At 72.7% G+C, this 23566-nt stretch carries 21 protein-coding genes; 10 read left to right on the top strand and 11 right to left on the bottom strand.

Annotated features, from left to right (window positions below; all coding sequences use genetic code 11):
- Positions 1 to 76: 76 nt before the first annotated feature.
- Positions 77 to 1750: an alkaline phosphatase family protein gene (locus AB0399_RS32940; protein WP_366413804.1), complete on the bottom strand. Its 1674-nt coding sequence runs from the start codon at positions 1748 to 1750 to the stop codon at positions 77 to 79.
- A 31-nt stretch (positions 1751 to 1781) separates the two neighbouring features.
- On the bottom strand, positions 1782 to 4976 hold the full coding sequence (locus tag AB0399_RS32935) for a hypothetical protein (protein WP_366413803.1): 3195 nt from the start codon (positions 4974 to 4976) through the stop codon (positions 1782 to 1784).
- Between the two features lie 320 nt (positions 4977 to 5296).
- Between AB0399_RS32935 and AB0399_RS32930 the strand changes: the two genes are divergently transcribed.
- Both AB0399_RS32930 and gap read left to right on the top strand, forming a co-directional pair.
- Positions 5297 to 6253 carry a helix-turn-helix domain-containing protein gene (locus tag AB0399_RS32930; RefSeq protein ID WP_328464251.1) on the top strand — a complete coding sequence of 319 codons (957 nt, stop codon included), beginning with the start codon at positions 5297 to 5299 and terminating at the stop codon, positions 6251 to 6253.
- A 235-nt stretch (positions 6254 to 6488) separates the two neighbouring features.
- Positions 6489 to 7487 carry a type I glyceraldehyde-3-phosphate dehydrogenase gene (gene gap / locus AB0399_RS32925; RefSeq protein WP_329369339.1) on the top strand — a complete coding sequence of 333 codons (999 nt, stop codon included), beginning with the start codon at positions 6489 to 6491 and terminating at the stop codon, positions 7485 to 7487.
- 30 nt (positions 7488 to 7517) lie between these two features.
- On the opposite strand, the gene AB0399_RS32920 is transcribed toward gap, so the two are convergent.
- The gene (locus tag AB0399_RS32920) at positions 7518 to 8060 is read right to left on the bottom strand and encodes a hypothetical protein (protein ID WP_366413802.1); all 543 of its coding nucleotides are present in this window, start codon (positions 8058 to 8060) and stop codon (positions 7518 to 7520) included.
- A gap of 901 nt (positions 8061 to 8961) precedes the next feature.
- On the opposite strand from AB0399_RS32920, the gene AB0399_RS32915 reads away from it, so the two are divergent.
- Positions 8962 to 10275, top strand: coding sequence for an MFS transporter (locus tag AB0399_RS32915; RefSeq protein WP_366413801.1), 1314 nt, complete (start codon positions 8962 to 8964; stop codon positions 10273 to 10275).
- A 40-nt stretch (positions 10276 to 10315) separates the two neighbouring features.
- Here the strand turns inward: AB0399_RS32915 and AB0399_RS32910 are convergent, their stop codons facing one another.
- The 3 genes from AB0399_RS32910 to AB0399_RS32900 all read right to left on the bottom strand — a co-directional run bounded on the left by AB0399_RS32910 (position 10316) and on the right by AB0399_RS32900 (position 12948).
- On the bottom strand, positions 10316 to 11092 hold the full coding sequence (locus AB0399_RS32910) for a DUF5984 family protein (protein ID WP_366413800.1): 777 nt from the start codon (positions 11090 to 11092) through the stop codon (positions 10316 to 10318).
- A 126-nt stretch (positions 11093 to 11218) separates the two neighbouring features.
- Positions 11219 to 11602 carry a VOC family protein gene (locus tag AB0399_RS32905; RefSeq protein ID WP_329369347.1) on the bottom strand — a complete coding sequence of 128 codons (384 nt, stop codon included), beginning with the start codon at positions 11600 to 11602 and terminating at the stop codon, positions 11219 to 11221.
- Between the two features lie 374 nt (positions 11603 to 11976).
- The gene (locus tag AB0399_RS32900; RefSeq protein WP_366413799.1) at positions 11977 to 12948 is read right to left on the bottom strand and encodes an oxidoreductase; all 972 of its coding nucleotides are present in this window, start codon (positions 12946 to 12948) and stop codon (positions 11977 to 11979) included.
- A gap of 24 nt (positions 12949 to 12972) precedes the next feature.
- On the opposite strand from AB0399_RS32900, the gene AB0399_RS32895 reads away from it, so the two are divergent.
- The 3 genes from AB0399_RS32895 to AB0399_RS32885 all read left to right on the top strand — a co-directional run bounded on the left by AB0399_RS32895 (position 12973) and on the right by AB0399_RS32885 (position 15699).
- Positions 12973 to 13860 carry a MurR/RpiR family transcriptional regulator gene (locus AB0399_RS32895; RefSeq protein WP_366413798.1) on the top strand — a complete coding sequence of 296 codons (888 nt, stop codon included), beginning with the start codon at positions 12973 to 12975 and terminating at the stop codon, positions 13858 to 13860.
- The gene (locus AB0399_RS32890; protein ID WP_329369353.1) at positions 13860 to 14720 is read left to right on the top strand and encodes a DMT family transporter; all 861 of its coding nucleotides are present in this window, start codon (positions 13860 to 13862) and stop codon (positions 14718 to 14720) included. The genes AB0399_RS32895 and AB0399_RS32890 overlap by 1 nt, the downstream gene beginning before the upstream one ends.
- Positions 14721 to 14994: 274 nt before the next feature.
- Positions 14995 to 15699, top strand: coding sequence for a DALR domain-containing protein (locus AB0399_RS32885; protein ID WP_366413797.1), 705 nt, complete (start codon positions 14995 to 14997; stop codon positions 15697 to 15699).
- Between the two features lie 57 nt (positions 15700 to 15756).
- Here AB0399_RS32885 and AB0399_RS32880 read toward each other — a convergent pair whose 3' ends face one another.
- A complete protein-coding gene (locus AB0399_RS32880; protein ID WP_366413796.1) occupies positions 15757 to 16866 on the bottom strand; it encodes a hypothetical protein in 1110 nt (369 codons plus the stop codon).
- A gap of 147 nt (positions 16867 to 17013) precedes the next feature.
- Between AB0399_RS32880 and AB0399_RS32875 the strand changes: the two genes are divergently transcribed.
- The gene (locus AB0399_RS32875; protein ID WP_366413795.1) at positions 17014 to 17487 is read left to right on the top strand and encodes a carboxymuconolactone decarboxylase family protein; all 474 of its coding nucleotides are present in this window, start codon (positions 17014 to 17016) and stop codon (positions 17485 to 17487) included.
- A 69-nt stretch (positions 17488 to 17556) separates the two neighbouring features.
- Here the strand turns inward: AB0399_RS32875 and AB0399_RS32870 are convergent, their stop codons facing one another.
- Entirely contained in the window at positions 17557 to 18114 is a 558-nt protein-coding gene (locus tag AB0399_RS32870) for a dihydrofolate reductase family protein (RefSeq protein WP_329369360.1), read from the bottom strand.
- A 433-nt stretch (positions 18115 to 18547) separates the two neighbouring features.
- On the opposite strand from AB0399_RS32870, the gene AB0399_RS32865 reads away from it, so the two are divergent.
- Positions 18548 to 20353, top strand: coding sequence for a hypothetical protein (locus AB0399_RS32865; protein WP_366413794.1), 1806 nt, complete (start codon positions 18548 to 18550; stop codon positions 20351 to 20353).
- On the opposite strand, the gene AB0399_RS32860 is transcribed toward AB0399_RS32865, so the two are convergent.
- Both AB0399_RS32860 and AB0399_RS32855 read right to left on the bottom strand, forming a co-directional pair.
- On the bottom strand, positions 20322 to 20948 hold the full coding sequence (locus AB0399_RS32860) for a GNAT family N-acetyltransferase (RefSeq protein WP_366413793.1): 627 nt from the start codon (positions 20946 to 20948) through the stop codon (positions 20322 to 20324). The genes AB0399_RS32865 and AB0399_RS32860 overlap by 32 nt on opposite strands.
- On the bottom strand, positions 20945 to 21961 hold the full coding sequence (locus AB0399_RS32855; protein WP_328464219.1) for a mechanosensitive ion channel family protein: 1017 nt from the start codon (positions 21959 to 21961) through the stop codon (positions 20945 to 20947). Before AB0399_RS32855 ends, AB0399_RS32860 begins: the two co-directional genes overlap by 4 nt.
- A 293-nt stretch (positions 21962 to 22254) precedes the next feature.
- Here AB0399_RS32855 and AB0399_RS32850 point away from each other — a divergent pair, with 293 nt between their 5' ends.
- Positions 22255 to 22791, top strand: a complete 537-nt coding sequence (locus AB0399_RS32850) for an HNH endonuclease (protein ID WP_103889250.1) — start codon at positions 22255 to 22257, stop codon at positions 22789 to 22791.
- Positions 22792 to 22889: 98 nt separating this feature from the next.
- On the opposite strand, the gene AB0399_RS32845 is transcribed toward AB0399_RS32850, so the two are convergent.
- Positions 22890 to 23240: a DUF4232 domain-containing protein gene (locus AB0399_RS32845; RefSeq protein WP_366413812.1), complete on the bottom strand. Its 351-nt coding sequence runs from the start codon at positions 23238 to 23240 to the stop codon at positions 22890 to 22892.
- Between AB0399_RS32845 and AB0399_RS32840 the strand changes: the two genes are divergently transcribed.
- Positions 23203 to 23566: hypothetical protein (locus tag AB0399_RS32840; RefSeq protein ID WP_366413813.1), on the top strand; the 364-nt coding region annotated here is incomplete at its 3' end. The two genes, AB0399_RS32845 and AB0399_RS32840, sit on opposite strands and share 38 nt — an antisense overlap.

Here is a 23566-nt window from a genome sequence, read left to right as displayed (position 1 = left end):
GACAACGGCGCAGGCCGTCCGGTGGGGCGGACGGCCTGCGGGGGTTGGGGGTGAAGGGAGTGGGGTTGGGGGGAGGTCAGTTCTTGGTGGTGGGGCCGTGGGACTGCTTCGGCATGGTCTGGGTCGCTCCCGGGCGGGGTGGCATCGGCTGGGCCGCGGCCGTGGTCTGGGCGGCGAGGTTGGCCGCCGTGGTGCCGGGCTCGAACTGCGGGTTGCTCGGGGCCGGTTTGCGGTCGTGCAGGCGCAGCGCCCCGGTGAAGTCGCCGAAGGTGCGGCGGCGCCACTTGCTGATCGGGGTGAAGGTGACCGGGCCGTTGCCGGACAGGCCGCCGGCGGCGGTGAGGGTCTCGATGAACTGGAGCCCGGAGGTGTGGTCGGAGACCTCGGAGAAGATCCGGCCGCCCACGGTCCAGGGGGACACGATGATGCACGGCACCCGGAAGCCCGCGCCCACCGGCAGGCCGCCGCCCGGGGTGCCCTTCGGCGAGGCCACGGTCACGAACTCTTCGGGGTACTTGTGCGGTTGGGGGACGGGCGGCGGCACGTGGTCGAAGAACCCGTCGTTCTCGTCGTAGTTGAGCACGAACACGGTCGAGTTCCACAGGTCCTCGTTGGCCGCGAGCGCCTCCAGCTTCGACGCGAGGTACTGCGCGCCGGCCGCGGGGAGGTTCGGCGGGTGCTCGTCGGCCGCACTCGGCATGTACAGCCAGGACACGTCCGCGAGAACGCCGTTGGCGCAGTCCTCCTCGAACCCGAGGTTCGGGTCCGCCGCGGCGGTCGGGCTGGTGGGGTCGCCGACCCGGCCGGGCGTGCCGTCCCCGTACAGCGTGCCGCCGCTCATCACGGAGTTGTACAGGGCGGCCGGCAGGGTGGTCCGGTTCTGGAAGTTGGCGAACCACGAGAACACGTTGAACCCGCTGGTCGCGCCGGAGAAGTACGTCTTGACGCTGTACCCCGCGTCGTACAGGATCTCCGCCGCCGACGGGTGCGTCATCGGGTTCGGCGTCACGGTCTCCAGCACCGGTCCGCCGAACTTGCCCTGCGGGTCGTTGGTGCCGGACATCCACACCAGCCGGTTCGGGTCCGTCGGGCCCAGGATCGAGCAGTGGTAGTTGTCGAGCAGGGTGAACGACTCGGCGAGCGCCCAGTGGAACGGGATGTCCTCGCGGGTGAAGTACCCCATCGTGTAGGAGCCGTTGACCTCGCCGTCCGAGGCGAGGTGGGTGGTCATCCAGCCGTCCATCGCGCCGTGGTTCCACGAGGCGTGCTGGTCGCGCCAGTCGTGCGACAGCGACGGTATCGCGGCCGCGCCGGTGCTGATGGTGGACATGTGGAACGGTTCGAGGTAGCCGTCGGGGTTGGCCGGGTCGGGCTGCTTGAAGACCGAGTCGCCGTTCGGCAGCCTGATGGCAGTCGGGTCGCTGAACCCGCGGGCACCGGGGAAGGTGCCGAAGTAGTGGTCGAACGACCTGTTCTCCATCATCACGTACACGACGTGCTTGACCTGGGACAGGCTGCCCTTGGCCGGGCTCGCGGCCGCGGCCTTCGCCAGGCTCTCCGGAAGCACGCCGGCCGCACCGGCGGCGCCGGCCAGCGTCGCCGCGCTGGTGATGAACCGGCGGCGGGACATGCCCGAGCGGGCGGAACCGGAGCGGGCGGAACCGGAATGGGCCGAACCCGTGCGGGCGGAACCGGAGCGGGTGGCACCCGCGCGGGCCGAACCCGCTTGTTCGGAAGCGGTGTTGCTCATCGTCTCTCTTCTTCGTCTCGTGAGGGCCGGGTCAGGACTTCGCGGGGGCCACCGGGCCGGCCGCGGTGCCGGACTGGGCGACACCGAGCACCTGGGCGACGGCGTTGTTGCGCGTGTCGGCGATGTACAGCAGGTGGGTGGACAGGTCGACCGCGACCGCGATCGGGGTGTTGAGCTTCGAGGCGGTCGGCGCCGCGCCGCTGCTCTCCCCGCCCGGCGCGGCCGAGGAGTTCACCACGGTGGTGATGGTCCCGTCCGGCGTGACCTGCCGGATCGCGTTGTTGAAGGTGTCGGCGACGAACAGGTCGCCCGCGCCGTCGACGGTCACGCCCTGCGGGTCGTTGAGGCGTGCCGCGGTGGCCGGTCCGCCGTCGCCGGCGAACCCGCCGAGCCCGTCGCTCGCCTTGGCCGCGGCGTGGTTCCCGGCCACCGTGGTGACGGTCCCGGTCCTCGCGTCCACCCGGCGGATCACGTTGTTGGCCGAGTCCGCGATGTAGAGGTTGCCCTTCGCGTCCAGCGCCAGCCCGTTCGGCTGGTTCAGCTGCGCCCGCGTGGCCGCCTTGCCGTCTCCGGCGTACCCGGCCCGGCCGGTGCCGATCACCCGGACGACCTTCCCCTTCGAGGACACCTCGACCACCCGGTTGTTGTGGGTGTCGGAGACGTACACGTTCCTCGCCGCGTCGACCGCCACCGCCGCGGGGCCGTCGAGTTGGGTCGACAGCGCGCTGGAGGAGGTCCTGCGGCCCGCGGTCCCGGTGCCGGCGAACCGCCGGATCAGCCCGTCCGGGGTGATCTCGCGGACCACGTTGTCGCCGCTGTCCGCGATGAAGACGTCGCCGCCCGCGTCCACCGCGGTGCCGGCCGGCTGGTACAGCGTCGCGTCGGTGGCCTTGCCGTGGTCGCCCTTCTCCCCGTTGTCCTCCAGGGAGCCGGCGATGATCGCGGTGTCGCCGTTGCGCAGCTTGGCCACCACGTTGTCGCCGGTGTTCGAGACGTACACCGAGCCGTCGCCGACGCTGGTCAGCTCCGCCCGGACGTCGGCCTTCGCCTGCGCCCCCTGCGCGGAGTTGCCGCCGACGGACACGCCCGCGGGCCGGTACAGCGAGCCCGGCGTGACGTTGGGGACGACGGCGCCGGTGCCCGGGTCCACGTGGGTGCCCGGAATGTCACCGACCGACGCGTACGGCATCGTCTGGAGGACCGGACCCGACGGCACCGCGCCCGAGCCGATGGTCAGGCTCAGGTTGTCGGCCGTGCCGTCGCTGTTGGCGCCGCTGCTGACACCGACCGTGGCCACGGTGACGAGGATCTTCGCGGCGCCGGCCGGGACCGTGCCGTACCACGCCTGGTGGACCAGGCTGGAGACGTTGTTGCGCTGGGCCGCGGTGACCGGGCCGATGATGCCCGCGCCGAGGGTGGCGCCCTTGGCGTCCTCGAACGTGGCCGTGACGGTCGCGTAGTCGCTCTGCGTCGAGTAGCCGCCGAGGTCGCCGGCGAGCTTGAACGGCTGGCTGTCCGTGCCGAGCGAGCCGACGTCGATGGTCTGCGTGCCGGTGGTGGCGATGCCCGGGATCGAGACGGTGCTGGGGTTCGTGCCGCCGTAGAAGACCCGGCTGCCGGTGACGCCGGGGTACGTCGACGCACGCGACTCCTGCGTGCCGTCGGGTGCGTTGAGCGGGGAGGCGCTGGTCCAGCAGTCGGCGACGGTCTGGTCGTCGCCCAGCGGGGCGCCGAGCGCCGTCGCGGCGGTGTAGTCCTCCGCGCCGGGGTTGGCGATCAGGTTGGCGTTGAGCGCAGGGGTGACCTGGTCGGCGGCCGGGCAGGGCGCCGTGTAGGTCTGGCCGACCGACTTCTGGCCGATGGTCAGGTTCAGGTTGTCGGCCGCGCCGTCGCTGTCGCGGTCGTCGTCGACGGCTGCCGTGATGATCGTGACCAGGACCTTCTGGGTGCCGGCCGGGATCGTGCCGTAGGTGCCGTCCGAGAGCAGCGCGGAGGTGTTGCCGCGCTGGGCCGCGGTGGCCGGGCCGATGGACGCCGTGCCGAGAGTCGCGCCGTCCGTGCCCTCGAACGTGGCGATGACCTGGGCGAAGTCGCCCTGCGACGCGTTGCCGCCCACCTCGCCGGTCAGCTTGTACGGCTGCCCGTCCGCGTGCAGCGAGCCGACGTCGACGAGCTGGGTGCCGCTGGTGACCATGCCCGCGGCCGAGACGCCGTCGGGGTTCGAGCCGCCGTAGAAGACCCGGTCACCGGTGACGCCGGGAGAGGTCGAGGGCGCCGACTCCTGCGTGCCGTCGGGTGCGTCGAGCGGGGAGGCGCTGGTCCAGCAGTCGGCGACGGTCTGGTCGTCGCCGGCCGGTGCGCCGAGCGCCGTCGCGGCGGTGTAGTCCTCCGCGCCGGGGTTGGCGATCAGGTTGGCGTTGAGCGCCGGGGTGACCTGGTCGGCGGCCGGGCAGGGCGCGGTGTAGTGCTGGCCCGAATCGCTCGGGGCGATCGTCAGGTTCAGGTTGTCGGCCCGGCCGTCGATGCCGTAGCCGGCGCTGACGCCGGTCGACGCCACGGTGACGAAGATCTTCTTCGTGCCGGCCGGGACCGTGCCGGCCGCCGCTTCCGGAATCAGGCTGGTGATGTTGCCGCGCTGGGCGGCGTTGACCGGGGCCAGGGCCGCGGAGCCGAGGGTGGCGCCGTCGGCGTCCTGGAACGCGGCGGTGACGGTGGCGTAGTCGCTCTGGGTGGTGTAGCCGCCGATCGCGCCGGTCAGCGTGAACGACTTGCCGCCCGCGTCCAGCGAGCTGACGTCGATCATCTGGGTGGCCGTGGTGGTGACGCCCACGATCGAGACCTGCGGGGAGTCGTAGTCGTAGCCGCCGTAGAAGGTGCGGCTGCCGGTCTGGCCGGGAGCCGACGACGAGGTCGATTCCAGGACCGCGCCCGGCGCGTTCATCGGAGAGGACGCCTCCCAGCAGTCGGGGACGTCCTGCGTGTCCCCGGCCGGTGCGCCGAGCGAGGTGACCGCGGTGAAGTCCTCGGCGCCGGGGTTGGCGATCAGATTGCTGTTCAGGGCGGGAGTCACCACGTCCGCGGCCGGGCAGGCGGCGGAGTACCGCTGGCCGGTGGTCGCCGCGGTGGCGGTACTGCCTTCGGCGTCGGCCCCTGCGAGGCCGAAGACGGTCAGCGCCGCGGCGACTGCCGCCACGGTTCTCCAGCCGACCTTGAAGTGAGAGATCATGGCCCTTATTGATGTGCAGGGCAACGGATTCCGCGCGGATCGTTTCGGGCGGGATGATGACGCCTGTGTGAACAGTCGTCAGCCGCCCTACGAATAACGCCCGTTCTGCCGGTTTGGGGTGCGTGTCGGCGGTGCGGTACGGGGGTTGGCGGGGCCGGCGCGGCGGGGTGTGGCGCGGCGTGGCTCCGGGTGGTGCGGCGCGTGCGGTTCGGCCGGGGGCGGCCTGGCTCGACGCGGCTCGGCCTCGTCCGGCCCGGCCCGGTCCGGCGCGGCGCGCGCGGTCGGCCGTCGCCCCGGCACCGCCGCTTACCCTGGTGCCCGTGCCCGCCTCCCACCTGCATCGCGTCGCCGTCCTCGTGCTCGAAGGGGCCAAGCCGCTCGACGTCGGGATTCCCGCGCAGGTCTTCTCGACCCGCGCGAGCATGCCGTACGAGGTACGGGTGTGCGGTGCCGCGCCCGGGCTGGTCGCGGGGGGCGACGGGCTGTCGTACCACGTGGCCGACGGCCTGGACGCGCTCGGCTGGGCCGAGATCGTCTTCATCCCCGGCTACCGGTTCCCGGACCGGGAGGACCCGCCGCGGGCCGTCGTCGACGCGCTGATCGCGGCCCACGAGCGGGGCGCGCGGCTCGCCGCGATCTCGACCGGCGCGTTCGCGCTCGCCGCCACCGGTCTGCTCGACGGGAAGCGGGCCACCACGCACTGGCACTACACGCGCGCGCTCGCGGCGAAGCATCCGCGGGTCCGGGTCGACGAGAACGTCCTGTTCGTGGACGAGGGCAGCGTGCTGACGTCGGCCGGCGCCGCCTCGGGGATCGACCTGTGCCTGCACGTGCTGCGCCGCGAGCTGGGGGTGGCCGCGTCGAACCACGCGGCCAGGCGCCTGGTCGCGGCCCCGTACCGCAGCGGCGGCCAGGCGCAGTACGTGCCGCGCAGCGTGCCCGAGCCGCTGGGGGAGCGGTTCGCCGCCACCCGCGAGTGGGCGCTGCGCCGGCTCGGCGAGCCGCTCACCCTCGACGTGCTGGCCCGGCACGCGGCGGTGTCGCCCCGTACGTTCTCGCGCCGCTTCATCGAGGACACCGGGTACACGCCGATGCAGTGGGTGATGCGGGCCCGGGTGGACGTGGCGCGCGAGCTGCTGGAACGGTCCGAGCGGAGCGTCGAGCAGATCGCGGCGGACGTGGGCCTGGGCACGGGGGCGAACCTGCGGATGCACTTCCAGCGCACGCTGGGGACGACGCCGAGCGAGTACCGGCGTACGTTCACGCGCGGCGAGTAGCGGGGTCCGGGGCGGGCGCGGCGCGGGCGTGGCCGGGCGCGGCGCGGGTGTGACTGGGCGCGGGGACGCCTGTGGCGCGTGCGTGACCGGGGGCGGTGCGGGTGCGGGACGCCTGTGGCGCGCGCGTGGCGCGATCCTTGCGAACCGTGGCGCTCGGGCCTACGCCGTACGCCGCCGCCGCACGCGAACCTGGGTGGAGAACGCGAAGAGACTTCAGGAACTGGGGACACCACTCATGACCCGCATCGCCATCAACGGATTCGGCCGCATCGGGCGCAACGTGCTGCGCGCGCTGCTCGAACGGGACACCGACCTGGAGGTCGTGGCCGTCAACGACCTCACCGAGCCGGCCGCCCTCGCCCGCCTGATCGCCTTCGACTCGACCTCCGGCCGGCTCGGCCGCCCGGTGAGCGTCGACGGCGACGTCCTCGTCGTGGACGGCCGCCGCATCAAGGTGCTGGCCGAGCGGGAGCCGGCGCAGCTGCCGTGGGCCGACCTCGGTGTCGACATCGTGCTGGAGTCGACCGGCCGGTTCACCTCCGCGAAGGCCGCGCGCGCCCACCTCGACGCGGGCGCCCGGAAGGTCCTGGTCAGCGCGCCGTCCGACGGTGCCGACGTGACCCTCGCCTACGGGGTCAACACCGACGCGTACGACCCGGCCCTGCACACGATCGTCTCGAACGCCTCCTGCACCACCAACGCGCTCGCGCCGCTCGCCGCCGTCCTGCACGACCTCGCCGGCATCGAGCACGGCTTCATGACGACGGTGCACGCCTACACGCAGGAGCAGAACCTCCAGGACGGCCCGCACCGCGACCCCCGCCGGGCCCGCGCCGCCGGCGTCAACATCGTGCCCACCACCACCGGCGCCGCCAAGGCGATCGGCCTGGTCCTCCCCGACCTCGACGGCAAGCTCTCGGGCGACTCGATCCGCGTGCCGGTCCCGGTCGGCTCGATCGTCGAACTCAACACGACCGTCTCCCGCGATGTCACCCGCGAGGACGTCCTGGCCGCCTACCGCACCGCGGCGCAGGGCCCGCTCGCCGGCGTCCTCGAGTACTCCGAGGACGCCCTCGTCTCCTCCGACATCACCGGCAACCCCGCCTCCGCCATCTTCGACTCCGCCCTCACCCGCGTCGACGGCCGCCACATCAAGGTCGTCGCCTGGTACGACAACGAGTGGGGCTTCTCCAACCGCGTGATCGACACCCTCCAGCTCCTCACCACCACCTGACCCTTCACCTCCCCCAACTCCCCCTCCCCGTCAGGGCGTCCGCGTGGCCAGCCCGGTGGGGACGGGGGAGGAGGCGGCGTCCTTCTGGGGGTATTCGTCCACCACCTTGAGGACGCGGGCGACGTTGTTCCCGTAGTCGACGCAGCCGCTCTGCACGTTGACGGTGACCACCCGTTTGCCGGTCTCGGGACTCTCGGGCAATTCGTACGTTCGCACGGTGAGGTCCCCACGCGTCGCTGAGAAACGCTTGCTGCCTGCGGGGGCGAGGTTCCAGCCGACCGTCTTGAGCCGGGCCACGAGGGTGGCGTCGATCTGAGCCTCCGATTCCTTGCCGGTCGACCCGGCCGCGAAATAGACGATCCTGTAGTCCAGTCGGGGCCGTTTGCCCGCGCAGTACTCGAAGGTGCCGTCGGTGACATCCCAGCCGTTCGTCACGTCGTGAACGGCCCGGTAGATCTTCCAGTACTCCTTCGCCACCGGCCGCCGTTGCTTGTCCGCGAGACTGGTGGCGCTCGGTGCACTGCCGCCGCACGCGGTCACCAGGGTCAGCAGCAGTCCGCCGAGCGCGGCCACTGCCGTCCGGTGCCTTATGGTTGGCCTCCTCCGGACCGTCGAAGTCGCCCTCGTCCCGTTTGCTGTCATACGAGTCCGTCCTCCTGGCGGTGGCCGGGCTGTGCCGTCGCGTCAGCATCGGTAGCTGGTCGCGTGTCCAGGCGAAGTGGGCGTCGAGTTCGCCGAGTTCACCGAGTTCGGTGGTCAGGAGTCCGAAGGGGTTCGCTTTCGACCGCCAGTCGTTGTCGGCCGCCTGCGCGGAGTTGTTGCCGTCGACGGTCGGTCGATGCCGCCGAAGCCATCGCCGTCACCCTGCGGTTTTCCCATGCGTCCCCCCCGGGCCGTATGTGGCAAGTGCCGTCACGCGTCGGAGCTGTGTGACGGGTGGGGCCCAGTGTGCCAAGTGCTGACGGAAAGTGTCCACCTGTCTTCGAGAAGTGATCGTTGAGGGAGTGGAACGAGTGTGGGGAGGGGGGGTCCGCCGCGGTGGCCCGCGCCGCCGCGGACGGCGCCGGTACGAGCGGGGAGAGAACGGGCTTCCTCTCCGCTTCTCTCCGCCCGGCGGCACCGCTAGTGTCGACTCCTGCTCGATCCGCACGTCGGCCCTGAACCGGACGCCGACCGCGGGTCTTGCTTCCCGATCTCACTACTCGACGTTTCTGCCGGCGATGGAGCCGACGCGGAGGCGGCCGCGGACTTCGATGCCGCCCCGCCCGCGTCACCATGGACGACTCCTGGTGGTGGGAGGGCGGTGCCCGCGAACGGGCGCCGCCCCCGGACCGCCCCACCGCGCAGCGGAAGGTTCGCCGTGACACCACGGCACTGGTTCCGTCGTATCGCACCCGAATCCGGCTCCACCGCAAGGGAGTTGGGGCGTGCCGCGCCCGGACTCCGCCGTACCGCGCGGAGGTCCCGTACCCCCGTGGCGGCTCGGACGGGAGCAGCCTCCTACCGTTCCGCCCTGCGGACCCCCGGCGCGTCGGCCTTCTTCCTGGCCGCCGCCCCCGCCCGGGTCGGCGTGGCCATGGCCGGCCTCGGCATCGTCTGGCTGATCCACGGCGAGACCGGGTCGTTCGGGGCGGCCGGCCTGGTCACCGGCGCGTACGCCGTGGCGGAGACCCTGGTGGGCCCGCAGACGGCCCGCCTCATGGACCGGCTCGGGCAGCCGCGCGTCCTCGTCCCCCTCCTGTGCGCGCACGCCGTCGCGCTCGCCGCCCTCGTCACGCTGGCCTTGGTGGGGGCCCCCACGGCGGCGCTGATGGCGGCCGGCCTCGCCGCCGGCGCGACCATCCCGCAGGTCGGCGCGCTCTCGGCGGCCCGCTGGTCGGCGCTGCTGCACGGCAGGCCGGAACTCCCCGCGGCCTTCGCGCTCGAAACGATCAGCAGCGACGTCGCGTTCCTCCTCGGCCCCGCCCTCGCGGTGCTGTCGGCGACTCGGCTGCACCCGGCCGCGGGCACGGTGCTGGCGGGGACGCTCGTCGTCGGCGGCGGGCTGGCGTTCGCGGCGCAGCGCCGTACGACCCCGGCGCCGGGAGGCCCGCCGGGAGGCCCATCCGCACGCCCGCCCGCAGGCCCGCCCGCCCCGGCCCGTACGCCCAGCACGGCGCGCCCGAGGACGCTGTGGACCCGGAACTTCGCCACCCTGCTGGCGGTCAACCTCGCCCTGGGCGTCTTCTTCGGCTCGACGCAGGTCTCGGTGAGCGCCTTCGCCGACGCCCACCACGCGGCCTCCTCGGCCGGGTTCCTGTACGGACTGATGAGCGCGGCAAGCCTGTTGGCCGGACTCGCCTACTGTCGGCACCGCCCGCACACCCCGCCCGCTGCCCAACTGCCCCTGATCCTCAGCTTTCTGGCCGGTGCGTCGCTGCTGCCGCTGCTGGCCGACACCCCTTTGTGGTTGGGCTGCGCGCTCCTGCTGCCCGGCGTCGGCGTCGCGCCGTGCATCATCGTCTGCTCGACGCTCGTCGAGTCGGTCGTGGACCGGTCGGTCCTGACCCAGTCCTTCACCTGGACGAACTCCGCGTGCGCGGGGGGCATCGCCGTCTCCGCCGCCGCGGTCGGCCGGCTCGTCGACGGCCCGGCCGGCACCCGCGCCGGCTTCAGCGTCCCCCTCCTCGCCCTGACCGCGACAGCCGCCCTGACCTGGTCCACCCGCCGCACCTTCACCGCCACCACAACTGCCGAAGGCCCCAAGGCCGTTACGGCGGCGCCCGACCCGACGTCGGCCGCCCCGTGACCACCCCGGTTCCGCAAGGCATACGCGGAAGGCGACGCGGTCAGGGAGTTCGGCCGAGGAGAGCGCGGAGGCCGGTGCGTACGGCGTCCCAGTCCGTGCGGGGGGCGTGGGCCAGGGCACGGGGGAGCCGGCGGGCACGCTCGTGGTGGTCGCGGCGCAACTGCTCGACGTCCAGCCGGACATCGGACGCGGCGCCGAACTCCGCCAGTTCGGCGATGCGTTGGTCCATCGCGGCGAGCAGCGCACGGTCGAGTTCGGCCACGGCCGCGACGAAGGCACTGGTCGGTACGGTCACCCGGCCGGTCCGCGGGCCGGTGAACTCGATGACGCCCTCGGGGTCGGGTTCGTGGCGCCAGGCGACGGTCACGGTGTCGTCGTCACCGACGACGGTGCGCCAGAGGCGGACGGCCGGGGCGATGCGCAGATAGCCGGTGTAGAGGTAGCCCGCGCCGTGCCAGGTCAACGCGGCGTCGGCCTCGGGGGTTTCCACGGTGTCGAGGTGCGGCCACTCCTGGGCGACCTCGGCCGCGATGCCCACGAGGTCCGGCGGCACCGGCTCCATCGCCCCCGACACGAGCGCGAGCACGTCCTCCCACAGGCGGACGACGTAGTACTCCACGTACGGGTGCGGTGCGCCGCGGCCGTCACGCTCGCCGCGCAGTTCCCGAACGGTCCGCGCGGAGTACCGCAGCAGTTCGTGGCCGCCGGCATCGATGCCGTACCACCCGTCGGTCAGCCCGAACCAGTGCAGTTCGCGCCCGGCGCCCCACGGCTCGACCTCCGCCAACGGGGTCAACCCGAACCGGAAACGGATCACGGGGTCCACGGGCCCGGCGGCGTCAACGGGGGCAACGGGGTCAACAGGGCCAACGGGGTTCACCCGTCCAGTATCCCCGCGGGCACGCCGCCCCCGTGGGTCAGATCCCGTGCGCCCGGCCGCCGTTCAGGCGGCGTCCTCGGGGTACCAGCGCAGCTCGATCGTGTTGCCGTCGGGGTCGAGGACGTAGAGGGACTGGGCGTCTCCTCGCGCGCCGAACCGCTTGCCCGGGCCGTCCACGACGGTGAACACGCCCGATTCCACGACCTCGTGCCAGTCCAGGGGCTCGACGACCAGGCAGAGGTGGTCCACGTTGGACTCGCCCCGGGGGTTCGCCACCAGGTCGATGATGGTGGTCGGGCTCACCCGGACCGAAGGGAACGGGGCCTTGCCCGCACGCCATTCGTCCACGCGCACCGGCTCCAGGCCCAGCGGCCCGCAGTAGAAGGCGAGGGCGCGGTCGACGTCCTCGACATTGAGCACCAGATGGTCAAAAGCGATGACGCGCATGGGGGTCTCCCTGGTCGGGGTGTGCGGGTTGTGCGGGGTGTGCGGGTTGTGCGGTTGGGCGGAGTCCGGCCGATCCGGCACTCGGCCGATCCCGTACCGGAGCCGGTCCCGTAGCGGACCGATCCACCACCAGGAAAGTACCCGTCCGGCGATCACGGCCGCGATCGGTCGTCGGTCCTGGTCCGGGGGCCCCGGCCTACCGCCGCCGGTCCTGGTCCGGGGGTCCTCGCCCACCGCGGTCGGTCCTAGGCTCCAAGGCCCGACGCCCAAGGTCCGACGCCCAAGGCCCGACGCCCAAGGTCCGACGCCCAAGGTCCGACGCCCAAGGTCCGACGCCCAACGCCCCCTGGTCCGGCTCCCGTTCGCCCGACGGGTCAGCCGGGTCCGTCGCCGGCGGCCGCGAGGAGCGGCACCACCAGGTCGCTGATGGGCGTCGGGATGCCGTGGGCCCGGCCGCGCCGCCGTACGACACCGTTGCGGATGTCCCATTCGAGCGGCCGGCCCGCCGCGCGGTCGGCGAGGATGGAGGTGCCCATGTCGGCCGGGTAGGCCCGGAATCCGTCGACGATCTCCTGCGGCACCTCGTCGCCCAGGACCGCGCCCTCGGCCCGGGCGACCGCGAGGCACTCCCGCAGGTAGTCCAGGGACAACCGGGCGATGTCGTCGCGGGCGAACATGCCGCACCGGCGGCCGGTGAGGACCATCAACCCGGCGGCCGCGTTCTGCAGCAGCTTCCGCCACGCCACGGACGTGAAGTCCTCCGCCACGTCGACCGAGCACCGGGTGCCGCGCAGCGCGTCGAGCACCACGCGGCCGGCAGGCGTGTCCGGCACGGTCAGGCGGGCCTCGCCGCGCAGCCACACCGAACCGCCGGGCTGCACCTGGGCCGGGAACCACACGACCGAGGGCAGCACGGGGCAGCCGGGGACGTGGGGCGCGACGGCCGCTTCCTGCTCGACGCCGTTCTGCAGGACGCAGACCACGGTGTCCGTGTCGCACAGCGCCGCCAACCACGGTGCCGCCGCGTCCACTTGCGTCGATTTGACGGCGAGGAAGACAAGGTCGACCGCCTCCTCGGTCTGCGCCGGATCGATCCGCACCGGCCCCGGGACGACGACCAGACCGTCGGCGTCCCGGGGTTCCACGCACGGTTCCAGGCGCGGTTCCGGGCCCGGTCCCACGCGCAGTTCCAGGCGCTCGCGAGCCGTGCGGCCGCAGAGCATCGGGGTGCGGCCGGCCTCATGGAGCGCCGCCGCGACGGTGGTGCCGATCGCCCCCGGACCCACCACTGCGACGGTCGGGGGCAAGGGAGTTGTCCTCTTCGCCGAGGAGTCGATCTGAGCCATGGCCGCCAGGTTACTCTGTTACGCATGGACGACGGAACAGGTAATCGCGTTTCGCAACGTGGCGACGACCCGCTCACGCGCTGGCTCGGGATCGTGCAGGCCCGCAGCGGCGATCTCGCCGCGAGCGAGGCGAAGGTGGTGAAGCTCCTGCTCTCCGATCCGCTGTTCGTCGGCACGAGCACCACCGCCCAAGTCGCCGCCCGCGCGGGCGTATCCGCCCCGAGCGTGGTCCGCGCCGCGCGAGCGATCGGGTTCGACGGCTTCACCGAACTCAAGCTGGAGATCGCCCGCGCCCGCGGGACCACCGAGTTCTTCGCGCCCTCGGAAGCGCTCACCGAGAACGCCTCGACAGCCGCGGTGCTCGAGACGTCCATACGAACCGGCCATGACGCGCTGACCGCGCTCGGCGGCGCCCTGGACCTCGCGGCTCTCGACGAAGCGGTCGGCGCGGTGCAAGGAGCGGGCCAGGTGGTCGTCATCGGCGCGGGCACGTCCGCCGCGGTCGCCGCGGACGCCGTGTTCCGCCTCCGCGCACTCGGCGCGAGGGCTGTCGCCATCCCGGACCACGAGTCGGCGATGATCGCGATGCGGCTCCTCCGCCCCGACGACGTGGTCATCGCCGTCAGTTCGACCGGACGCACCTCGTCGACCCTCAGCGTCGCCGATGCCGCCTCCTCCGCCGGCGCGACGCTGATCGCGATCACCAACCAGTACGACACGCCGCTCGCGGTCCTCGCCGACATCGCCCTCGTCGTCGGCGGCGCGCCGCTGCCGACGCAGATGGCCGCCGCGGGAAGCAGGCTCGCCGACCTCGTGGTCGTCGACGCGCTGGTGGCCGCCCTCGCCATCCGGGACCCGGAGCACAGCCGCCGAGCCGAGCGCGCCGGCATCGACCTCCCCGACATCACCTGATGCGGGGCGGCACGATCGCCATCGTCCTGGTCGCCGCGGTCGCGCACGCGATCTGGAACACGGCGTCGAAGTACAAGCGGGGCGACACCGTCCTGTTCGTCTGGGCCTACACCTGCGCGGCGGCGCTGGTGTGCGTCCCGCCCGGCGTCGTCCCCGTGATCACCGGTACGCAGCCGCTCAGTTGGCAGCTTGTGGTCGGCTCGACGGTCTCAGCCGTGATGCACGTGGTGTACTCCCTGACCCTGCAGACCGGTTACGACCGCTTCGAACTCGGCGTGGTCTACCCCGTCGCGCGCGGGACCGGGCCTGTCGTGACGATGCTGTCCGCGATCCTGCTCCTCGGAGAACGGCTCAGCGCGATCGCGACGCTCGGCGCCGTCGTTGTCGTCGTCGGCATAGTCGTCGTCGCCGGCAACCCGTTCCGCGGCGGTGGACGCCAGGCGTTTCACGGCGTGCTCTGGGGCGCCGCGACCGGTGCCACGATCGCCGCCTACACCCTCTGGGACAGCCACTCGGTCACTTCCCTGCACCTGGCCCCGGTGACCTACCTCGCCGGCACGTTCCTGCTCCAGGGCCTGATCCTGGCGCCACGCGCGCTCCGCCGGCGCGACCAGATCCCGACCGCCCTCCGGGTCAACGCGGCGCCGATCGTCACCATCGCGGTCTTCTCCCCCCTCGCCTACGTCCTCGTCCTCACCGCCATGCGGACCGCACCCGTCGCACTCGTCGCGCCCCTGCGCGAGTCCTCCATCGTCATCGGATCGCTCCTCGCCTGGCGGCTCTTCCACGAAGCCCACCTCGCGCGCCGCGTCATAGGCGCCGCGATCGTCCTCGCCGGCATAGCGGCGATCAGCCTCTGACCCGACCGGCCTGTCGGAGCCCTACGATGGGAGAGGTGAACCACCCCGTCGTCGGCCCCGAGCGTCCGCGAGATCCGCCGGCCACCCGACCGGCTGAGATCCCGGGTCTCCTCGCTTCCGACGCGAGCCGGTGATGGGTCACGGGGAGCCGGTGTTCCTGTACGACGCGGGGAGCCGGCGGAGGCTTCCGCTCCCACCCCCGGCTGAGGGGCCGGTCCTGCTGTCGCCGACGCCCGCCCCACCCTCGCCGACCATAGGGGACGCACGAGCCGCCTTGACGGCCGAGGCGTTGCGCCGGCTGCTGGTCTGGAAGGGGTACGAAGTCGTTCGGGGGCTGCCGCCTCGGGGCGGCGGCTGTCCTGCGTCCGCAGCCGGGCGCGTGTGCGTCCACGTAGCCGCATCGCCGCCCGCCGACGTGACGGGAACGCTCTGCCACATGGTGGTCGACGTGGTCTGGATCAGCAGGTTCAGCATGTACCTGTCCGCGGACTGGCACCGCGAGCGGCGTCTGCCGACCCTCGACGAGCTCGCGGACCTCGGCGTGTCGCTACCCGATGTCGCACTGGGCCTCCTCCTTTCCGGGCACTACCGCCGTCCACGGAAGGTCGACCGCACGGATCTGCGCCGCGGCATCGCCTTCCGGGACGCACCGACCGTCCGCCGTCGGTGGGCGCGTCTCACGGAGCGTCTCGAACCACTCCCCGAGGTCCGGTCCCATGCGGATGCCGTGGCGCTGCTGTCCCCGGACGGCAGACGCGTTCTCGCGCGGTTCGACGCGGCGATGAGCGGCGACCTGAACACCCCCCGTGCGCTGGCGCTGCTGTACCGGGCCCAGCGGGACCGCCAGGGGCTCCCTGACTCCGACCGGGCGGTGCTCGCCGCGACCGCCCGCACGCTGGTTCCGGTGACGATGACGATGGCGGCCCCCCGAGGTGACGCGGGCGCGGTGCCGAACGGCCCTGGGGAACAGTGGACTTGACCTTCGACGAGCGGCCGTGGCGAAGCGGCCCAAGGCGGGAAGCACGCGCGCGGCAGCTCAGCGCAGGACCAGGTCCGGGTGGGCCGGGTCGCTGTTCCTGACCACCGCGTCCGCCCGTTCGAGGGGGCGCACCTGGCGGGCGTACGCGGTCTCGTCGGGCTGGTACCTCGCGCGGTACCGCTCGCGCATGGCGCCGGGTTCGGGGTCCGCCGTCCACAGGGCGTCGCGTACGACGAAGCGCTCGACGGCGACCTCCGTGTCGACCTCGACATGGACCCAGAAGTCCCAGAGGTCTTCCAACTCCGGTTCCCTCAGGAACGCGCCGTCCACCAGCAGGACGGCGGAGTCGGGCGCGGTGAGGAGCGGGCGGTCGAGCAGGGAGCGCCTGGTCCAGCCGTCGTACGTGGCGGTGCGGTAGCGGCGGTCACCGCCGGGACCGAGCGGGGCGAGCAGCTGTCCGCGCAGGGCCCCGGTGTCGTAGACGCGCCGGATGGGCCACTCCCGCTGGAGGTCCGGCCGCTCGACGGCCGGGCGCCGCAGCTCCGGCGGCACCTTGAACAGGTCGGCCGAGGCGCGGACGGCGGGACGGCCGCGTGCGATGAGCCGCTCGGCGAGTTCGGTGGCGAGGGTCGTCTTGCCGGAGGCGGTCGCCCCGTCGACGGCCACCCGTACCGGGTGATCCCGCCGGTCCGCCGTGATCCGGTCCAGCAGCCGCTCCAGCACGGCGAGTCGGGCCGCACCCGGTGGCGCGGGCGCCGGCTGCGGCGGGACGTCGCCCGGGTGAGCTTGCAGGTGCGCGCCCATCGGGGTCAGGCAGCGCCCCTGGCCGGTCTCGATGACGTAGACGTCGTGGACGACCCACTCCTCGGGGGTCCGCGGATCGCTCCGCACCCGCCGCAGCGCGGCCACCGCCTCCCCGATCTCCGCCTCCGGCCAACCCAGTCGGGCCAGAAAGCGGGGGAGCCCCGCCTGAACGGCCGCGGGCAACTCGACGAAGCACGCCAGCGCGTGGAGCAGGTCCTTGCGCAGCGGGTCGTACCCCGTGCTCATCGCCGGAAGCGCCCGGACGACACGCGTCAGCCGGCGCGGGTCCGCGTGGCGCGGCCGCGCGTGCGTCTCGTACGGCTCCCGGGAGTAGCGGACCGCGAGGGGCACGCTGCCGTCCATTCCTCGCTCCTCGTCCGTCGTCCTTCTCCCGCTTCCCACCGCCGCTGACCAGGGCCGCCGGGGGCGTTGTCACATTCCGGCGGGCTGTCTCGTCAGAGGGGCGTCAACGCAGAACAGTGCGACAGTACGGCAGAGGCAGGGAACACGATGGATGCTCGGTTGAAGGTCATGAACAACCCGGTCGGGGTCAAGGCGCTCGGCCACCTCATCAAGGCGGGCAAGGCGGTGGACGACTCCGCCATGCCGGCCGCGACGCTGGAGCTGGTGAAGATCCGCGCCAGCCAGATCAACGGCTGCGGCGGTTGCCTCGACATGCACACGAAGGACGCCCTCCACGCGGGGGAGAGCTCCGTACGCCTCAACATGGTCGCCGCCTGGCGGGAGGCCACGGTCTTCACCGACGCCGAGCGCGCCGCGCTGGAGCTGGCGGAGCAGGGCACGCGGATCGCGGACGCGGGCGGCGGTGTCACGGACGAGGCGTGGGCGAACGCCGCGAAGCACTACGACGAGGAGCAACTGGTCGCCCTGGTGACGACCATCGCCGTCATCAACGCCTTCAACCGGCTGAACGTCATCGTGCGGCAGCCGGCCGGTGACTACGTGGCCGGCCAGTTCGACTGACGGCGCTCCTACGACGTCGGCGTACGTCGCGCCCGGCCACGGGGTGGGCGCGGCGGCCGGGGCGGGCGGTCAGTCCTCCCCGACGCTGTAGTCGAGCAGGACGACACGGTCGTCGAGCACCGCGGTGCCGAGCAGGCTCAGCCGCATGTCGGGCAGGTCCGCGAAGACCGGGCCCTCGCCGGCGGTGCCGTGGATCGTCGGGAAGAGCATGATGCGCACCCGGTCCACCAGACCGAGCCGGAAGAGGCTGCGGACGAGCGACGGGCTGCCGATGGTCCGCATCGGCAGCCCGTCCGGCAGGGCCTTCAGCCGGGGCACGGAGGTTTCCACCGGCTCATCGACCACCGTGGTGTTCGCCCAGGTCAGCGGCGGGTTGAGGGTCTTCGAGAAGACGATCTTGGGCAGCTCGGCCATGCGCGGGAAGGTCGGGTCGTCGTGCTGCGCGACGATCTCGGCCATCTCGCGGTACGTCGTGGCGCCCATGAGCATCACATGGTCCTCGGCGAGCTGCGCGTCGATCCACCCGTACAGGCCCGGGGCGCCGTAGCCCCAGTACGGCGCGGGCTGCGGCCCGCCCCTGCCGTATCCGTCCACGGTGCTGAACATGTCCACTCGCAACTCACGCACGATTCCTCCTGGCTGACGGACTGGCTGACGGACCGGCTTACGGACCCGCCGACGGACTCAGGAACCGACCGGCCGGCTCCTGAGCGTCGGCGGTTCACCCGGGTTGACGATCGGGACGGCGCGAACTCATCGGTCGGCAGGCGGCGGGCCACCGACCGCCGCGCGCAGACCGCGCGGCGCACCCCGGTGCGAGGGGCCCGGGAGCGGCGAAATCCCTTACGTAGCACGGGCGTCGGCGAGAGTTCACGCACTCGTAACGCCCTGTGAGGACAACCCGGGCGGAGGTCGCGCGGTCGTCCTTGTCGGGGGAAATCCACACCGGATCGGCGCAACGCCGGAGCCTCGGCTCCCCTCCACACAAGTAGTCGCGCGTGCCCGCGCCGTGCCGCCGGACCACCGGCGGGCGTCGGGGCCGGGGGAGGAAACGGTCGGTATGGATGCAGGCTCGTATCCGGGCGGCGGGGCAGTGGCGCAACGACCACCGGCATCGGTGGACGGCACCGCGGCGCCGGCCCGGCACGAGGGGGCGCGGGAGGGGGCGGAACAGGCGGAACCGGGCGGTTCGGCGCCTGGGTCCGCGGCCACCCCCGCCCAGTGGCACCGCGGGATGACGCTGATCGGCACGATCAGCCTGTTCATCGGGACCCGCGGCACCTGGACCGAGGCGATGGGCAGGCACCCGTCGCTCGCCGCCCTCATCTCGGTCTGCTACGCCGGGATTCTCGTCGCCGGCGTCGCCGCCTGCGCCGTGCGGACCCGCCGCGCGCTGGCGAGAGTCGACGCGGGCGTCCTCGTGATCGCCCTCGTCCTGGTCGTCTGCCGCTACGCGCTCCACCACGCGGGCGCCGACGAGGGGGTGCTGACCGCCCAGGCCGCCCACGCCATCGCGCACGGCCGGCCCATCTACGACCAGCCGTGGCCGTGGCTGTTCGAGCACAGCGGCATCGCGCTCACCAAGACCATGAGCGGCGGCGCCGACTACACGTACGGCTACCCGCCGCTGACCGCGCTGCTCACCGCGCCCGTGCACCTGGTGGTGCACAGCACCGCCGCGGCCACGATGGTGAGCACCGGCGCCCTGATGGCGGGCGCCGTCGTGCTGTGGCTGATGCTGCCCGCGCCGTGGCGGTCCGCGGCCACCGCCGTGTGCCTCGGCTTCGACCTGCTGCCGCAGTACGCCCGCGAGGGCTACCCGGCCATGCTCGCCTTCGCCCTGCTGGTCCCGGTCGTGGTCCGCTGGCCGGAGACCGGCGCCGGCGGCCGGCTCGGACGCGCCGGGGTGGTGCGCGCGGTCTGCCTCGGCGCGGCCTGCGCCTCCCAGCAACTCGCCTGGTTCCTCACGCCGTTCCTGCTCGTCGCGCTCTACGCGGTGCGGCGCGGCGAACTCGGCAGGCGCGAGGCGCTGGCGCTGACGGCCCGCTACACGGGCACCGCCCTGGTGTCCTGGGGCATCCTGAACGCGTACTTCGCCGCGCAGGACCCGGTGGGCTGGCTGCACGGCATCATGCTGCCGCTGACGCAGAACGCGATCCTGCATGGGCAGGGCGTCGTGGACATCTCGTACTACTTCACCGACGGCAGCAGCCGGCTGAGCTTCTACTCCTACGCCAGCGTGCTGCTCCTGCTCGGCCTGCTCGCCGCCACCTGCCTGTTCGTGCGGCGGCTCGGGCTCGCGGTCACGGTGCTGCCGTGGGCGTCGTTCTACTTCGCCACCCGCTCGCAGGACGGCTACTTCCTGATGCTCACGCCGCTGTGGCTGGCGACCCTCGCGACCGTGCCCGCCTCCGCGCTGGCCCACGCCTGGCAGCCGCGGCTGCCGGAGCGGCTGCGCGGCCGCCGCGCCAAGGCGGCGGTGGTGGCCGGGCTGCTGGTCCCGTCGGTGCTGTGCGTGGCGGTGGCCGTCGCGAGCCCGCCGCCGCTGTCGATGACCATCACCACGCAGCCGGCCCGCGCGCACCACGGGCTCACCTCCGTGACCGTCCGGGTGACCAACAAGGGGTCCGCCACCCTGACCCCGCACTTCGCGTCCCGCAGCGGCCAGGGCTCCTCCGGCTGGTGGGCGATCCGGTCCGGCGCCCGCACCCTGCCCCCGCACGCCTCCACCACCTACCGCCTCACGCCCCCCGGCGGCTACCGCGGCTTCCCCCCGCACCAGCACCTCTACCTGACGGTCTTCACCGCCGACCCGATGACCATCACCTCGGGCCTCATCCCTTCGAAGGGAGCCCCGCCCCGCTGAGCGCGGGCGGGCGGATCATGAACACGTCGATCGGGTCCTCGGACTCGACGGTGAAGCCGTGGCGCTCGTAGAGGCGGCGCGCGCCGCTGCCCTGGAGGACGATCAGGCGGGTGGTGACGCCCTCCTCGTCGGCCCGGGCGAGGAGCGAGCGGAGTACGGCGGTGCCCAGCCCGCGGCCCTGGTGGCGGTGGGCGAGGTAGAAGTGCTCCAGGACGCGGGAGCCGTCGTCGGCGGGGCGGAAGGTGACGGACCCGGCGACGTCGGAGCCCACCGTGATGAGCGAGGTGTGCTTCTGCGAGAAGCCGTCCCGCACCCGCTGCCGCGCCCGGTGGTCGTCGTACCGCCCGAGCCGCTCCAGGTCCGCGCGCATGACCGCGACCTTCAGCTCGGCCACCGTCTCCACGTCGGCCGGTGTCGCGGGGCGCAGCGACCAGCCGGCGGCGGAATCCGTGGGGCGCGGCGCGTGATCGGCGGCGGAATCCGCGGCGGTCCGGTCGGTGGCCGGCACGGTCACCGTGCCGGCGGCCGTGCCGTCAGCCGTTCCGGCAGCCGTCCCGTTCTCGCCCGCGCTCCTGGCCACGGCATCGGTGCTCATTCGTTCCCTCCCTGGGTGTCGCCCGCCTCCGCGGCGCCTGCCGCGGCCGGGGGACCGTCCTCCACGCTGCCGGACTGGGCCGGCACGGGGACGGCGGGGCCGCCGGTGATCACGATACCCTCGCGGGCGAACGCGTGTTTGATTCTCCAGCGCAGCTCGCGGGAGACGTTCGCGGCCTGCCCGGGCATCGTGCGGGCCTGGGCCTGCACCACCACGGAGTCCGTGCCGACCGACTCCAGGCCGAGCACCTTCACCGGCTCCCACAGCCGCTCGTCCCACGGGGACTCCTTGGCCATGTCGTCGGCGGTCGCCGCGATCACCGCGCGGGCCCGCTCCAGGTCCTCGCCCGCGCCGACCTGGACATCGACCACGGCGGTGGCCCAGCCCTGGCTGAGGTTCCCGATCCGCTTCACCTCGCCGTTGCGGACGTACCAGATCTCGCCGCCTTCGCCGCGCAGCTTGGTGACCCGCAGGCCCACCTCCACCACCGTGCCGGACGCCACGCCCGCGTCGATGACGTCGCCGACGCCGTACTGGTCCTCCAGGATCATGAAGACCCCGGAGAGGAAGTCCGTCACCAGGTTGCGGGCGCCGAAGCCGATCGCGACCCCGGCCACACCCGCGCTGGCCAGCAGCGGCGCCAGGTTGATCTTCAGCACGGACAGCACCGTCAGCGCCGCGGTGCCCAGGATCAGGAACGAGGCCACGCTGCGCAGCACCGACCCGATCGCCTCGCTGCGCTGCCGGCGCCGCTCCGCGTTGACCAGCAGCCCGCCGAGCGCGGTGTTCGCGGCGACCTCGGCACCCCGGTTCATCCGCTCGATCAGTCGGCTGATCGTCTTGCGTACCACCGAACGGAGTACGACCGCGATCGCGACGATCAGCAGGATGCGCAGTCCCGAGCTGAGCCAGTTCGCCCAGTTGTCGTCGACCCAGCTGCTGGCCTGTGCCGCCGAACGGGGGACGTCCGTGAAAGGCAGCGTGTTCTGGGGCTGCGGCGTCGGGCTGGACACGTACGAGACCTCCGTCGAAGTGCGAAGGGTCCAATCTAACGGCGCGAAAAACATGTGAACGATGTCGTTCCGTTGCACGTTGGAAGGGCGGAAGGGCTCTGATCGGGGGATGTATGGAGGGTGAGGCGGCGTTGCCACACCAGGGGAAGTGAGATGGGAGGAGCAGAAGTGTGGTCCAAAACACCTTCGGTCCGTTACCCGGGCATGGTGGCGCGGTGCACCGCATTCCGGAGAGACTGAGGCCAGATCGTCCCGGCGCGAGCCACGCGCCGCCGGCGCCAAAGGAGGCATCCGTGCCGCATGTCCTGGTCCTGAACGCGTCGTACGAGCCGCTCGGCGTCGTACCGCTTCGCCGCGCACTCATCCTCGTGCTCAACAACAAGGCCGTGTGCCTGGAGGAATCCGGCGCCTACCTGCACAGCGAGACCCAGGCGCTGCCCGCGCCGAGTGTCGTGAAACTCACCAAATTCGTCCGCGTCCCCTTCCGGGGCACCGTGCCGCTGACCCGCCGGGCGCTGTTCGCCCGCGACGGGGGCAAGTGCGCGTACTGCGGGGCCGCCGCCACCAGCGTCGACCACGTCATCCCGCGCAGCCGTGGCGGCCAGCACGCCTGGGACAACGTGGTGGCGGCGTGCAGACGCTGCAACCACGTCAAGGCCGATCGCCATGTCGCCGAGCTGGGATGGCGGCTGCGCCATCAACCGGCCCCACCGTCGGGGCTGGCCTGGCGGATCATCGGGACCGGTCATCGGGACCCGAGGTGGCTGCCATACCTGCAACCCTTCGGCGCGGATGACGCCCTGGCCCGGATCGACGGCATATCAGCCTGAGATCCGGGCTCAGCTATTTTCGAAACGATGTCCCCGACCCGCGCGTATGCGGGATCGGGGACACCGTCGTGCCTGGGCGGCCGGGAGGCCAACGTTCGCTACCGGGTCGTGCCGACCGCGTAGATCTCCAGGTTCTTGTTGACGTAGCTCTGGTCCGGGTCGGAGACGGGCACGTCGATGGCCACCTTCAGGGACTTGGAGTGGGTCTCGTTGGGCGGTGTGATGATCATGGTGGTGTACGTGTAGCCGCTGCTCTTGTCGCTGCTGCCGCTGAGCGCGTAGTAGAGGGAGAAACCGTTCCCCTGGCCGGGGGCCAGCTTGACGGTGGGCGTGGTGCCGGGGTCACGGCGGGGGACGTCGACGGACTGGCCCGAGCTCCCCCGCAGGGAGACGCCCGCGAAGCCGTGCATCGTGCAGGACTTCTGGCCGATGTTCGTGAAGTCGACCAGCTCCAGTCCCTCTCCCGCGGGGCCGCGCGTCGCCGAGATGGCGAGGTCGGAGGTCTTGCACGTGCCGCTGGAAGCCGAGCCGGAACCGGAGTTCGAGGAGCCGGAGCCGCCGCCCGTGCTGCTGGAACCGCCGGAGCTGCCGGAGCCGCTGCCGGACGTACCGCTGGAACCGCTGCCGGAGGAGCCGTCCTGGCCGCCCGTGGTGCTGGGCGCCGACGTCGCGTCGGACGCGCCGGGCGCGGAGCTGGGCGCCAACGTCTGGCCGGCGTCGCTGGACGAGGTCGCCCCGGCGGTGTCGGACGACGTCGGTCCGGAGGCGCTGGAGT

The organism is Streptomyces sp. NPDC088194 (genome assembly GCF_040702025.1).
Classification (GTDB): Bacteria; Actinomycetota; Actinomycetes; order Streptomycetales; family Streptomycetaceae; genus Actinacidiphila.
This window is presented reverse-complemented; position numbering and strand designations above follow the sequence as displayed.

Excerpts from the sequence above, each read along its gene's own strand:
- AB0399_RS32940 (WP_366413804.1), bottom strand. The coding sequence starts at position 1,750 with ATGAGCAACACCGCTTCCGAACAAGCGGGTTCGGCCCGCGCGGGTGCC.
- AB0399_RS32935 (WP_366413803.1), bottom strand. The coding sequence starts at position 4,976 with ATGATCTCTCACTTCAAGGTCGGCTGGAGAACCGTGGCGGCAGTCGCC.
- gap (WP_329369339.1), top strand. The coding sequence starts at position 6,489 with ATGACCCGCATCGCCATCAACGGATTCGGCCGCATCGGGCGCAACGTG.
- AB0399_RS32905 (WP_329369347.1), bottom strand. The coding sequence starts at position 11,602 with ATGCGCGTCATCGCTTTTGACCATCTGGTGCTCAATGTCGAGGACGTC.
- AB0399_RS32900 (WP_366413799.1), bottom strand. The coding sequence starts at position 12,948 with ATGGCTCAGATCGACTCCTCGGCGAAGAGGACAACTCCCTTGCCCCCG.
- AB0399_RS32895 (WP_366413798.1), top strand. The coding sequence starts at position 12,973 with ATGGACGACGGAACAGGTAATCGCGTTTCGCAACGTGGCGACGACCCG.
- AB0399_RS32890 (WP_329369353.1), top strand. The coding sequence starts at position 13,860 with ATGCGGGGCGGCACGATCGCCATCGTCCTGGTCGCCGCGGTCGCGCAC.
- AB0399_RS32880 (WP_366413796.1), bottom strand. The coding sequence starts at position 16,866 with ATGGACGGCAGCGTGCCCCTCGCGGTCCGCTACTCCCGGGAGCCGTAC.
- AB0399_RS32875 (WP_366413795.1), top strand. The coding sequence starts at position 17,014 with ATGGATGCTCGGTTGAAGGTCATGAACAACCCGGTCGGGGTCAAGGCG.
- AB0399_RS32865 (WP_366413794.1), top strand. The coding sequence starts at position 18,548 with ATGGATGCAGGCTCGTATCCGGGCGGCGGGGCAGTGGCGCAACGACCA.
- AB0399_RS32860 (WP_366413793.1), bottom strand. The coding sequence starts at position 20,948 with ATGAGCACCGATGCCGTGGCCAGGAGCGCGGGCGAGAACGGGACGGCT.